This window comes from Novosphingobium resinovorum (assembly GCF_001742225.1).
GTDB classification, from domain to species: Bacteria; Pseudomonadota; Alphaproteobacteria; order Sphingomonadales; family Sphingomonadaceae; genus Novosphingobium; species Novosphingobium resinovorum_A.
This window is the reverse complement of the sequence record NZ_CP017075.1, coordinates 668,463-681,171: the sequence shown is the minus strand read 5'-3', so window position 1 is coordinate 681,171 and position 12,709 is coordinate 668,463. Positions and strand designations below refer to the sequence as shown.

11 protein-coding genes are annotated in these 12,709 nt (G+C 66.4%); 6 read left to right on the top strand and 5 right to left on the bottom strand.

The annotated features are described in order from the left end of the window. Positions 1 to 68: 68 nt before the first annotated feature. The 4 genes from BES08_RS03015 to BES08_RS03000 form a co-directional block, all read right to left on the bottom strand. On the bottom strand, positions 69 to 620 hold the full coding sequence (locus BES08_RS03015) for a peroxiredoxin (protein WP_008830978.1): 552 nt from the start codon (positions 618 to 620) through the stop codon (positions 69 to 71). A gap of 41 nt (positions 621 to 661) precedes the next feature. Then, positions 662 to 892 carry a biotin/lipoyl-containing protein gene (locus tag BES08_RS03010; RefSeq protein WP_008830979.1) on the bottom strand — a complete coding sequence of 77 codons (231 nt, stop codon included), beginning with the start codon at positions 890 to 892 and terminating at the stop codon, positions 662 to 664. Between the two features lie 236 nt (positions 893 to 1,128). Continuing rightward, entirely contained in the window at positions 1,129 to 2,544 is a 1,416-nt protein-coding gene (locus BES08_RS03005; protein ID WP_036522880.1) for an acyl-CoA reductase, read from the bottom strand. Continuing rightward, positions 2,541 to 3,890 (bottom strand): hypothetical protein, encoded by a 1,350-nt coding sequence (locus BES08_RS03000; RefSeq protein ID WP_008830981.1) that lies wholly within the window; start codon positions 3,888 to 3,890, stop codon positions 2,541 to 2,543. The genes BES08_RS03005 and BES08_RS03000 overlap by 4 nt, the downstream gene beginning before the upstream one ends. Positions 3,891 to 4,022: 132 nt before the next feature. Between BES08_RS03000 and BES08_RS02995 the strand changes: the two genes are divergently transcribed. The 3 genes from BES08_RS02995 to BES08_RS02985 all read left to right on the top strand — a co-directional run bounded on the left by BES08_RS02995 (position 4,023) and on the right by BES08_RS02985 (position 6,766). Beyond that, the gene (locus BES08_RS02995; RefSeq protein ID WP_036523398.1) at positions 4,023 to 4,670 is read left to right on the top strand and encodes a TetR/AcrR family transcriptional regulator; all 648 of its coding nucleotides are present in this window, start codon (positions 4,023 to 4,025) and stop codon (positions 4,668 to 4,670) included. Positions 4,671 to 4,723: 53 nt separating this feature from the next. Then, on the top strand, positions 4,724 to 5,587 hold the full coding sequence (locus BES08_RS02990; RefSeq protein WP_036522874.1) for an SDR family NAD(P)-dependent oxidoreductase: 864 nt from the start codon (positions 4,724 to 4,726) through the stop codon (positions 5,585 to 5,587). A 306-nt stretch (positions 5,588 to 5,893) separates the two neighbouring features. Next, positions 5,894 to 6,766, top strand: coding sequence for an HpcH/HpaI aldolase/citrate lyase family protein (locus BES08_RS02985; RefSeq protein WP_036522872.1), 873 nt, complete (start codon positions 5,894 to 5,896; stop codon positions 6,764 to 6,766). 160 nt (positions 6,767 to 6,926) lie between these two features. Here the strand turns inward: BES08_RS02985 and BES08_RS02980 are convergent, their stop codons facing one another. Then, positions 6,927 to 8,306 carry a M20/M25/M40 family metallo-hydrolase gene (locus BES08_RS02980; RefSeq protein WP_036522869.1) on the bottom strand — a complete coding sequence of 460 codons (1,380 nt, stop codon included), beginning with the start codon at positions 8,304 to 8,306 and terminating at the stop codon, positions 6,927 to 6,929. 178 nt (positions 8,307 to 8,484) lie between these two features. Here BES08_RS02980 and BES08_RS02975 point away from each other — a divergent pair, with 178 nt between their 5' ends. From BES08_RS02975 to BES08_RS02965, 3 genes are all read left to right on the top strand, one after another. Then, positions 8,485 to 9,579, top strand: coding sequence for a hypothetical protein (locus BES08_RS02975; protein WP_231958150.1), 1,095 nt, complete (start codon positions 8,485 to 8,487; stop codon positions 9,577 to 9,579). 198 nt (positions 9,580 to 9,777) lie between these two features. Beyond that, positions 9,778 to 11,457, top strand: coding sequence for an energy-dependent translational throttle protein EttA (gene ettA, locus BES08_RS02970; RefSeq protein ID WP_008830987.1), 1,680 nt, complete (start codon positions 9,778 to 9,780; stop codon positions 11,455 to 11,457). A 228-nt stretch (positions 11,458 to 11,685) separates the two neighbouring features. Continuing rightward, complete coding sequence (locus tag BES08_RS02965) at positions 11,686 to 12,651, top strand: RcnB family protein (RefSeq protein WP_231958149.1); 966 nt, start codon at positions 11,686 to 11,688, stop codon at positions 12,649 to 12,651. Positions 12,652 to 12,709 lie beyond the last annotated feature (58 nt).

Here is a 12,709-nt window from a genome sequence, read left to right as displayed (position 1 = left end):
CGCACCGCTTAGCGCAGTACGGCTGTTTGTAAAGTGGCGCTCAGGCGGTTCGGCGCAAGGGGCCGGGTTCAACCGGGGCGCTTGGCCTTCATCGCCTTGACCGCCGCCAGCGTCATCGTGACGTGTTCGCGGTAGTCCATGTCGGAGTGGACGAAGGCGACGTGGCCGCTCTGGTCGATGACGTAGCTGACGCGCTGGGTCATACCTGCCGGGACGCCCGGCCGGGTGAGTGCGACGTCGTAATCCTTGGTCACCTTGGGGCTGGCGGTGGCGACCGCGAACTTGTCGCGGCATTCCTCGGTCGAGAATTTCTTGAGCGTCGGCAGGTCGTCCGCCGACATGCCCACCACGGTTGCGCCAAGCTGCGCGAACTCGGGCGTGGCTTCAGCGAAGGCGTGGGCCTCCAGCGTGCAGCCCTGCGTGAATGCCTTGGGATAGAAGTAGAGCACGACCGGCCCCTTCTTCAGCGCCTTGGCGAGATCGAAGTCGACTTCCTTGCCCGCCTTGGCGCCCTTGGCCGCGAACTGCGGCGCCTTCGCGCCGACCGCGAGACTGGCATGCGCGGTGCCCGAAACGGCGAGGAGCCCGAAGGCGGCGACAGCGGTAAGAAGGCGGTTCATGGCGCGGATAGTGACCCGACGATCCGCGCCTGTCCAGCCGGTTACTCGATCCAGCCGAGAACGGTGCCGACTTCGTAAGTCTCGCCCGTCTGCGTGACGATCTTGAGCGTGCCGGTGGCGGGGGATTCGACCTCGTTGGTGGACTTGTCAGCCTCCAGCGAGAACAGAGGCTGGCCTTCGGTCACTTGCGCCCCATCGGCGGCGAGCCATTCGGCGACCTGGCCCTCCTGCATGGAGAAACCGATCTTCGGGAGCAGGATTTCGACGGCCATGGTGGTTATGATCCCCTTCACGCGCCCGGCATGGCGGGCTGTTCGATCGATGGGTAGCGCACTCGCGGCGGCAGGCAAGCGAGGGGCGGACATATCCGTCTCGGCGATGTTGCGGGTGATCGGAGAGGGCTTCGACAGGCTCAGCCTGAGCGGGGTCGGAGGTTGGAAGAACCTTGCGATGGGGCAGGAAATCCACTCCACCCCGCTCACCCTGAGCTTGTCGAAGGGTGCCTGCGCTACCCCCGCCCGTCCTCGTGCGCCATCCAGTGCACGAAGCGGTGAAGCGGGTACATCGCGTCGTGCGGATTGCCGATGGTCGAAGGCCCCGCCTCTCCCAGATGCACGATGCGCTGCGCGCCCCCGGCGGCGAGGCGGTCGCGGTAGGCGGCCATGCGGTCGAACGGGTAGAAGCCGACCGTCTGCGTCGCCACGTTGATCCACTTCACCGCGTCGTCGAGGCTGTCCACGCGCACGACGTTGGCGGTCTTGTTGATCGGGTGGAAGTCCACCGGCTCATCCGAGCGGATCACCAAGCCCCGCCCGTCGGTGCGGCCCCAGACGCCGTACTCGTCATCCATCAGCGTCATCGATTCGACCGCCTCGCGCATGTCCCTATCGAGCGGGCGCACATCACCGCTTTCCGCCGCACGGCGAGCCACGTGATGGTGCAGGCGCGCGCAGAAACGGTCTACCGCCGCCTCGTCCCCCTCGACGAACTGGAAGCGGCTGGCGACGCAGGCCTCCTGGTTGAGCGTCATCACGTCCGCCGAGCACAAGTCCGCGACGCGGTCGATGGTCGCCTCGTCCACCAGCGCCTCGCGCCCGACCATCGAGATCGAAGTCTTGGGATCGAAGGACACCAGCTGGAAGCCGGGGCCGAGGTACTTGATGACGTTGTTGATCGCGTCCCCGCCGCCCCAGGCGACGATCTTGTCGAAGTACTGCGGGCGATAGAGCACCCGCTCGGTCGCATCGTCGCCGCCGCGCCAGTAGACCGCCGACATCGAGCGCACGATCGGATGGGTGGGATCGAGGTCCGCCATCGTGCGCAGGATCGCGACCATGGTGAAGGGATCGGCGCTGCTCATCTTGAACAGGTTGATGCCCTTGACCATCGCCCCCTGCGCCACCGACTTCACCGCGACGCCGGGAGAATTGCCCGGCAGCACATGGATCAGGCGCGGTGCGAAGGCGCGCACGAAGCTCTTGCGGCCGGTGAAGTCCTGCTTCGGCACCCATTCGTCGAGCGCGCGCGGATCGGGGAAGTTCTGCTCGACTTCGGCCATCAGCACCCGCTTGTCGAGATAGGCCGCCGCGTGGCGCGCGGTATTCTCGACGACGGCGCGAGGCAGGATATGCGTGCGGCACATGCGCTCGATGCATTCCTGCATGTGCGGGTTGTCGCTGGCGAGCAGGCGCTGACCGGTCTCGACGAGGAAGTCGATGATCTCGGCCAGCGGCACATTGAGGAGCGGCGGCACTTCGGTGCGCGGCGGCACCGCGCGATCGAACGGAATGCGCGGCGTGGCGAACGTGACGCCGAGGTCGCGCGACGTCTGGATCACGTCGGTCCCGTGCAGCACTTCGCCGCGCAGGAAGAACGGGGCGGAGACGAGGTCTTCGCTGACCTCAGGCTGTGCGATCTCGTTCATGCCACACCTCGCACATAAGCGTCGACCGTGCCTGCGCAGCCGATCTTGTCGTCGCCTTCCAGATCCGCATAACGGGCGATGTCGTCGCGGATCGACGGGCCGTGGTTCCCGCAGGCGCAAGGGGAATGGTCCAGCGAAATCCTGTCGCCGGTGATGACGCCGCCCCAGCGTCCGTCGAGCGAGAGGTCGAAGAACGCCGCGCGCCCTTCCTGTTCGCCGCCCGCATGGGGAAGCGCCTCGTCACCCGACTTGTCGAGCAGCACCGGCACGATCCACGGCGGCACGTGATAGCGCCCGCCCTCTCGGCACTTCGGCATGCCGGAGTTCAGTTCCTGCATCGAATAGTTCTGGAAATGCCGGTCGGCCGGGATGTTGAACGTCTCGAACACATAGTCCTGATAGTCCGCCGGAAGCTGCGCGCGCTTGAGCCCCCCGCCGACGTAGATCGAGTTGTCCGGATTGAAGTCCTCACGCCCGTAGCCCGCGTCGCGCACGGCCTTGGCGACCTGCCACAGCCCGTTCCACAGCCCCGAAAGCTGGAGCTTGCGGTGGCGGTTCTCGATGATGAACTGCGCCGTCGCGGGCACCGCATCGGCGACCAGCCGCGCGCGCTCGGCCGATGTTTCCTCGAAGGCGGCGATCTCGTCCGGACGGGCGGTGCCCTCGGCAATCTTCTTGCGCATGACCACCATCGCCGTCAGCGAACCGACCGTGATCGGCGGCACCGGATAGGCCCAGCGCGGCCACTCGGGATTGGCGAAAGCCTCGTACTGCGCCTGCGCGATCGCCGCGTTCTTGGGCACCGTCGCCACGGGCGCGCAGCCGACGATCAGCCGGTCCTGCGCCGGCACGACGCCCGAACCCCAGGCGAAGACGTTGACCGTGTCGATCCGTGACCAGTCCATGTCCTTCTGCGAGGCGATCAGCATCGCCGACTTGCCGGTGGTGCCGCTGGAGCAGGAGATGAAGTGCCCCTGCTCCGCCAGCCGCGCGATCCAGTCGTCGATCCCGGCGATCCCGTCCGTCGCGATGCCCTCGAGCGGATGGGCCGAGACCGTGCCGAGCCACTTGGTCAGCCGATCCCAGCGCTCGTCCATCAGGTAGCTTTCCGGATAGGACTTGTAGGCGGTGTGCGGAAACAGCACCGGCACCACGTCCTCGATCCGCGCGATGCTGTCGATCCCGGCGTCGCGGGCGCGCAGGCCGAGCAGCCTGATCCGATCGCGGCGCTCCTGAAACCGCTCGTCCAGCGCGGCGACCTGGGTTTCGCGCAAGTCGCCCGCGGAGAACGCGAAGCGCTCCGGGTCAGCGACCAGCGCAGTGAGTTTGTCCGCAGCAATGCCCATGCTTCCCTTACTCCTCTCCCTTGCCGCCGCGACGGACTGGACAGTCCATCGCGACTCGATTAATAACACCTTATGCGTTTCATTATTCACGAGCCTCTTGGCGACGCAAGCCAAATCGGGTCCATGGGGATCATGCTCGAAGACACGCACCCTGCGCTCCCCAAGGCGGGCCGGCCCACGCGCGAACAGGCGCAGGCCCGGCAGGTCGCCCTGCTCGACACCGCGCTCGAACACTTTCTCGACAAAGGATACGAAAGCGCCACGATCGAGGGGATCGCCGCCGACGTGAACATGACCAAGCGGACGGTCTATGCGAAGTACCCGGACAAGGCCGCGCTGTTCCGCGCCGCCGTCCGCCACGGCACCGAGGCCCGCGCGGTCGGTGCCGAGGTCATCGCCGCCACGCGCAGGGACACGCTGGAGGATACGCTCATTGCCATCGCGATGCTGCGGATCGGACTGGTGGGAGAACCTGCGGGTGCGAAGCTGCAACGGCTCATCAATACCGAGAGCTACCGCTTCCCGGACATCTTCCAGACCTATTACGACATCGCCGCGCTGCCGACCGTGCGGTTCCTCGCGCAGATCCTCGAGGAAGAGACCGAGGCAGGCCGCCTCGCCATCGGCGACGCGATGCTTGCGGCCAACGTGTTCATGAGCATGGTCGTCAGCGGCCCGGTGCGCTTCATTCTCTCGGGCAATATGCTGACCGCACAGGACATCGACCGGCGCGTGCGCTTCGCGGTCGATCTGTTCCTCAAGGGGGCGGAGCCGCGCTAGACAGGAAACACCGCGACCCGCGAACATCGGGCGCGGCAGGGGAGAATGCCGAAATGTCCGATAATTCCGCGAAGCCGCAGCCCGTCGTAGTGATCACCGGCGCCAGTTCCGGCATCGGCAAGGCCAGTGCGGCCGAGTTCGCCCGCATGGGCTGGCACGTCATCGCGACCGGGCGCGATCCGGCGCGCTGCGACGCGGCCGAGGCGCAGCTGCGCGCCTTCGGCAAGGTCGATTTCCTGCGCGGAGACTTCGCCGAAATGGCCGACGTGCGGCGCGTCGCACGTGAGATCGCGGCCCTGACCGACAAGGTCCACGTCCTCGTCAACAATGCAGGCGGCATCCGCGACGGGCTCTACGTGTCCTCCGAGGGACTGGAGGCGACTTTCGCCGCCAACCACCTCGCGCCGTTCCTGCTGACGCGCGAACTGCTGCCCCTGCTGGAGCGCGCGGGGCAGGACAGCCCTCCCGGCACGGTGCGCGTGATCGCCGTCTCATCGCTCGCGCATGAGCAGGCGAAAGCGATGCGCTGGGACGACCTGATGATGCTGGACGACTTCGCCACCGGTCCCGCCTATTGCCAGGCCAAGCTTGCCAATCTGCTGTTCACCCGCGAACTGGCCAACCGCCTCGCCGACAAGGGCATCACCGCGCAGGCCATGCATCCGGGCAAGGTCGGCTCGAATTTCTGGAGCCACGGCGAAGCCTCGCTGCAGGCCTATGGCAAGGGACAGGATCTCGTCTCGCCCGAGCAGTCGGCGCGCACGATCGTCTGGCTCGCCACCGCGCCCGAGGCGGGCGTGAACGGCGGGCGCTATTTCCACGACCTTGCCGAGATCGCCGCCGCCCCGCAGGCGCTCGACGACGCGGCGGCCGCGCGGTTGTGGCAGGAGAGCGAGCGCATTCTCGCCGATCTCTGAGGAAGTGCCCCGTGCCCGATCCTTGATGGAGCAGGTCACGGGGCGACGTCTGCGACCCGCATGGGCTACCGCTCAGGGCGCGGAGGAAGGGAGAGGACTCCGCGCCCCTGGCCGCGATGCGCGGGCGACCATTTGCGGCTGATAAAGGGTATATAGCAGGCAAACGATTGCAAATTGTTCTTTAGGCCTAGAGGAATTTGCGTAGCGGTTGGTCGATACCCTAAAAACCACGGCGCCCGCGCTTGACCCCGTGGCGCCGCGCGCCGCAAGGAGGCGGCGACATACTCGACACGGGAACCCGCCCTGATGACTCCGATCGACCGCCCCCGCCGCAGCGCGCTCTACCTGCCCGCCTCGAATGCCAAGGCTCTCGCCAAGGCGCGCACCCTGCCCTGCGACGTGGTGATCCTCGACCTCGAGGACGCGGTCGCGCCCGAGGCCAAGGAAGAGGCCCGCGCCGCCGCCGTCGCCGCGATCGCGCAAGGCGGCTTCGGCCACCGCGAAGTCGCGATCCGCGTCAACGGGCTCGATACCGAATGGGGCGCGGCGGACCTTGCGGCCGTCGCCGGGTCGAAGGCCGACGCGGTGCTGGTGCCCAAGGTCAACGGCCCGCAGGACATCGACCGGCTGCAGGATGCGCTGAGCGGCGCTCCCGAGGCCATGCAACTCTGGGCGATGATAGAGACTTGCGCGAGCGTCTTCGCACTGGAGCCGATCGCGGCGAAGGCCCGTTCGACGCGGCTGTCGCTTTGGATCATGGGCCTCAACGATCTCGCCAAGGAGATGCGCGCGCAGTCCGTGCCCGAGCGCACGCCGTTCCTGCCGTTCCTGTCGATGGCGGTCGCGGCCGCGCGGGCGCACGGCGTCACCGTGCTCGACGGCGTCTGCAACGAATTCCGCGATTTAGGTGTGTTCGAGGCGGAGGCGCGGCAGGGGCTGCTGTTCGGCTTCGACGGCAAGAGCCTGATCCATCCCGCGCAGATCGAGCCCTGCAATACGGTGTTCTCACCGAGCGAGGCGGACCTCGGCTGGGCAGCGTCGGTGATCGCGGCGTTCGCGCTGCCGGAGAACAAAGGCAAGGGCGCGATCAAGGTCGATGGCAAGATGACCGAACTGCTGCATCTGGAGCAGGCCCGGCGGCTGGTCGCGGTGGCGGAGCAGATCGCAGCCTCGGTTTGAGGCCACGATCATTCTCATTGGGTCGTCATTCCCGCGCAGGCGGGAACCCATCTCCTGACGGCGCCTGTTGCAGCTCCATCAGATGGGTCCCCGCTTTCGCGGGGATGACGAAGAATGTTTAAGGCTGGCACGTCGAAAGAACCGGAGTGGAGACCGACTGCTACTCGCTCTTGGCCCCGGCTTTCCCGATCACCCCAGGCTCATTCGCGATCACCCTCAAAACCGCCGCCCAGGCATCGACGTTCTGCTGAAGCGCCGCAGGATCGACCTTGTCGAGCGTATCGTCCGGCGTGTGGTGCAAATCAAAGTAGTGCATCCCGTCCTGCCCGAGATCGATCACCGCCAAATCCTGTGCCTTGATGATCGCGGCGACGTCGGCCCCGCCCTCGGTCTCGCCCTCATGCGGGACCACGCCCATCGGCCAGAGCGCCGCCTTCACCTTGTCCACCAGCGGCTTGTTTTCAGGTGCAGTGTTGAACTTCGCCGCCCAGACCTTGTCCGCGCCGAAGTCGCTCTCCATCGCGACGGCGTGAGGCTCCGACCCGTGCATGCGCGCATAGGCCGCGCCGCCGCCGCCTCCGACGCCCATTTCCTCGTTGCCGGACCACAGCACGCGGATGGTGCGCAAAGCCTGCCCGCCCTGCTGCGCGGCAAGCGCCGCCGCCGTCACGATTGCACAGCCCGAAGCATCATCGATCGCGCCGGTGCCAAGGTCCCAGCTGTCGAGGTGACAGGCGATGACGATGATCGGCAGCGAGGGATCGCGCCCCGGCAGGTCGGCGATGACGTTGCCCGATGGCGCGTCAGGGAATGGCTTGCCCTCCAGCGTCAGGTCGATGGCCATCGGCTTGCCCCCCGCCGCAGCCCTTGCGGCAGTGCGGGCGATCAAGTCGGCGTCGGGGTTCGACACCGCCCCTGCCGGGATCGGCTGCACATCCTTGGCGAAGATGGTGACGCCGGTATGCGGGTTGCGGTGGCTGTCGGTGCCCGCCGAGCGGATCACCACGCCCGCCGCGCCCTTGCGCGAGGCAATCGTCGGCCCCTGACGGCGCACATTGCCGTAAGGGCCATAGCCCGAACCATCCTGCGCCGCGCGCATCGCGTGGTCGATGAAGGCCACCTTGCCCTTGAGCGATCCCTCGGGCGCCGCTTCCAGCGCGTCGAGCGTCGGGAAGTAGACCAGCGGCGCCTTCAGCCCGCCCTTGGGCGTCGGAACCGAGAAACCGAGCGCGGTGATCGCCAGCGGCTGCGCGTAAGGCGCAGTCAGCTTCGCGCTCTCGGGACCGCGCTTCCAGGCGAGGGTCTTGAACTCCTCCACCCGCACGTTCTGGAAGCCGAGCGCCTTGAGCTTGGCCGAACCCCAGTCGCGTGCGCGCGCCTCGGCCTCGGAGCCGGCCATGCGCGGGCCGATCTCGGTGGTCAGGCCCTCGACGATGTCCCAGGCGACGCCTGAGCCCTGCTGGGGAGTTGCGAAAGCCGGGACGGCAGCGGACAGCGCGGCGGCAAGAAGCCCCGCGCGAAGGACTGGGAGGGTGCTCATGTGCGCAAGTGCTAACCGAGCGATCCGTCGCTGCCAAGCGTCGTCCCGGCCTTGAGCCGGGACCGGTGGCTGCCTTTAGACATGCCCTATCGTCGGGGCTCGGCGCGAAATGGGCTATTCTCGGCCAACGGTCCCGGAGCAAGTCCGGGACGACGAAGAGTTGCCATGTGGATAAGCAGTGCCGCGTCTTGTCGCCGCCGGTATGAGCGAACACAACCGCGCCATGCTCGCCGCCCTCACCCGTCTTCAGGCCCTCGCCGTGATCGCCCTCTTCGTGGTGCTCGCACTGGCGACGCTGACGATCGGCGCCTCGCAGTCCGGTGAGGCGATCAGCGGCGACGGGCGCTATTCCGACGTGCAGCTTTATCACGACATCGGCAACGCAGTGGCCGGGGGCGAGGGCTACTACCATGCCGCCACCCGCCTCCAGCGCGCGCACGGCTTTCCGACCAGCCCCTTCGTGACGGTGCGCCTGCCGACGCTGGCGTGGATCGAGGCAGCGCTGGGCTGGCGCACGGTGCATGTCCTCCTCTGCGTGCTGCTTGCCGTCACCGCCGCCGCATGGTTTACGATGCTGCGGCCGCTGGTGAGTGGACGCGAGCGGATGCTGGCCATGCTGCTCGTTCTGGTCGGCGGCGCGATGGTCGCGAGCCCCGGGCTTTCGGTGTCGCATGAATTGTGGGCGGGCGTGCTCGTGGCGCTGGCCATGGCACTGCGGGTCAAGGGCCTGACGGCTCCCGCCTTCCCGACCGCCGCCTTCCTTGCCGCCGCATCGGCGCTGGCGATCCGCGAACTGGCGCTGCCCTTCGTGCTGCTCGCGGCATTCTGGGCTTGGCGGAGCGGCCGATACCGGGAACTGGCCGCGTGGGCTGCGCTGATTGCAGGCTATGCCGTGGTATTGCTTCTGCACCGGCAGGCGGTCGTGCCGCTCTCGCTTCCCGGCGATGCGCTGTCACAAGGCTGGGACGGCCTTCGCGGCCCCGGAGCGGTGCTGCAGGACATCGCCGACGTGACGCTGCTGCACCTGATCCCGGCTCCGTTCAGCTATCTCGCCGTGCTGCTCTGCTTGCTCGGGTTTTTGGGAGCGCCGCCGCCGCTGGCCCGCTTCGCGCTGCCGTGGCTCGCGACGATCGCGCTGCTGCTGGCGGTCTTCGCAAGGCCGGTGAACTTCTACTGGGCGATCCTGAGCGTGCCGACCGTCATGGCCGGACTGGCCTTCCTGCCGCGGACGCTGCGTGACTTGATCAGAGCGGCATCGTCATCCCGGACGTGATCCAGGACCGCTGGCCCTGACCAGCCCACGTTGCTTCGCGCGCCTTGAACGATGGTTCATGCCTGAAGACCGCCACCGGTCCCGGAGCAAGTCCGGGACGACGCGTGTACTTTGCCTCACCCTTGGCAATGTGCCCTCACCCCTGTAGTAGCGGCCCCAACTGTTTTCCAGACTTCGAATTCCATCCAGAGGAACCGCATGGCCGCCCAATACGCCTATGTCATGAAGGGCATGACCAAGACCTTCCCCGGTGCCCAGAAGCCGGTGCTCAGCGACATCTCGCTGCAGTTCTACCAGGGCGCCAAGATCGGCATCGTCGGCCCGAACGGCGCCGGTAAGTCCACCCTGATCAAGATCATGGCCGGCATCGACACCGACTTCACCGGCGAAGCCTGGCCTGGTGAGAACATCACCGTCGGCTATCTCGAGCAGGAGCCGGAACTCGATCCGACCAAGACCGTCCTCGAAAACGTCAAGGACGGCGCGCGCGAGACCGCCGATCTGGTCGACCGCTTTAACGAGATTTCCAACATCATGGGCGATCCGCCGGAGGACGTCGATTTCGACGCGCTCATGGAGGAAATGGGCGACCTGCAGGGCAAGATCGACGCGGTCGACGGCTGGACGCTCGACAACCAGCTCGAAATCGCGATGGAGGCCCTCCGCTGCCCGCCGAGCGACTGGCCGGTGAACAGCCTGTCGGGCGGTGAAAAGCGCCGCGTCGCGCTGACCCGCCTGCTGATCCAGAAGCCCTCGATCCTGCTGCTCGACGAACCGACCAACCACCTCGACGCCGAATCCGTCGAATGGCTGGAAAACCACCTGAAGGAATACGCGGGCGCGGTCCTGATGATCACCCACGATCGCTACTTCCTCGACAACGTTGTGAACTGGATCCTCGAACTCGATCGCGGCAAGTACTTCCCCTATGAGGGCAACTACTCGACCTACCTCGAGAAGAAGTCCAAGCGCATGGAGCAGGAGGACCGCGAGGAATCCGGCCGCGCCAAGGCGCTCAAGGAAGAACTCGAGTGGATCCGGCAGACCCCGGCCGCGCGCCAGACCAAGTCCAAAGCGCGTATCCGCAAGTTCGAGCAGTTGCAGGAAGCGCAGTCGGGCCGCCGTCCCGGCAAGGCCCAGATCGTCATCCAGGTGCCCGAGCGCCTCGGCGGCAAGGTCATCGAGGTCAACAACATCTCGAAGGCCTACGGCGACAAGCTATTGTTCGAGAACCTGTCGTTCATCCTGCCGCCGGGCGGCATCGTCGGCGTCATCGGCCCGAACGGCGCGGGCAAGTCCACGCTGTTCAAGCTGATCACCGGCAAGGAAACGCCGGACGAAGGCACCATCGAGATGGGCTCGACCGTCCACCTCGGCTTCGTCGACCAGAGCCGCGACCACCTCGACCCCAAGAAGAACGTCTGGGAGGAAATCTCCGACGGGCTCGACTACATGAAGGTCAACGGTCACGACACCTCGACCCGCGCCTACGTGGGTGCGTTCAACTTCAAGGGCGCCGACCAGCAGAAGAACGTCGGCAAGCTGTCGGGTGGTGAGCGCAACCGCGTCCACATGGCCAAGATGCTCAAGGAGGGTGGCAACGTCCTCTTGCTCGACGAACCGACCAACGACCTCGACGTGGAAACGCTGGGCGCGCTGGAAGAGGCGATCGAGAACTTCGCGGGCTGCGCCGTGGTCATCAGCCACGACCGCTTCTTCCTCGACCGTCTCGCAACCCACATCCTCGCATTCGAGGGCAACAGCCACGTCGAATGGTTCGAGGGCAACTTCGCCGCTTACGAAGAGGACAAGCGCCGCCGTCTGGGTGATGCCGCCGACCGTCCGACCGCGCTGGCGTATAAAAAGCTGACGCGCTGATTTGCGCTGTTTCGAAAGCCGCCATCCGGCGGCTTTCGGTACGGCACCGGCCCAGACAAAGCCGTTGCTCGGGAAACCGGGCGGCGGCTTTTTTTGTCGCTGCAACATTACGAAACTTAACGGTGAGCAACGCCGCCATTCACCATTGCGACAGCGCTGATCCGGTACACCCCGTTCAACGATGAGCCGCGCTTCGCCGTCCGGCACTTCGGTTTGGAGACCGGAACAATGGCAACGATAAACAGAAAAGCAGGTGTACTGATCGCCGCCGCCACCATGGCGCTCGCGATCACAGGCATGTCGAGCCCGAGCTTTGCCCAGGACCAGGGCCGTGATCGCGGCAACAACGCCCGTGCAGAGCGTCCCCAGTCCCGGCCGCAGCCCCAGCAGCAGCAGCGCCTGAACGGCCGCAGCGAGATCGGGCCGCAGCTTCGCCAGATGCGCGAGCAGCAGCGCCAGCCTCAGGCTCAGCCTCAGACACGCCCCGCCCCGCAGCAGCAAGTGCGCGGCGACGACCGCCCCAACTGGCAAGGCTCGCGCCCTGCGCAGGGTCAGCAGCAGGGCCAGCAACAGGGACGTCCGGGCTGGCAGGGCAACGACCAGCGCCCTGGCGGCGATCGCGGCGCCGGACAGGCGATCCGCCGCGACGATAATCAGAACCGGGATCGCGGCAACGGGTGGCAGGCCGGCAACGACCGCCGAGGCGACGACAACCGCGACCGCAACAATGCATGGCGCGCGGACAACAACCGCCGAGACGACAACAACGGTTGGCGAGGCAACGACCGTCGCGGAGACAACAATAACGGCTGGCGCGGTAATGATCGCCGCGGAGACAACAATAACGGCTGGCGAGGCAACGACCGGGGCGATCGCTATCAGGCGTGGAACCGCAACGACTGGCGCCGTGACAACCGCTACGACTGGCAGCGCTATCGCGATCGCAATCGCAACACATACCGCATGGGCCGGTATTATGCGCCCTACGACGGCTATTCCTATCGCCGCGTGAGCATCGGCTTCTCGCTCGGCTCGATGTTCTACGGCAACCGGTACTGGATCAACGATCCTTACGCCTATCGCCTGCCGCCGGTCTATGGCCCCTATCGCTGGGTCCGCTACTACGACGACGTTATGCTGGTGGACATCTATAGCGGCGAAGTGGTGGACGTGATCTACGACTTCTTCTGGTAAGCCGCAAAAACGTGAAGCAAGACAAGCTCCCGGATGTAAAACTCCGGGAGTTTTCTTA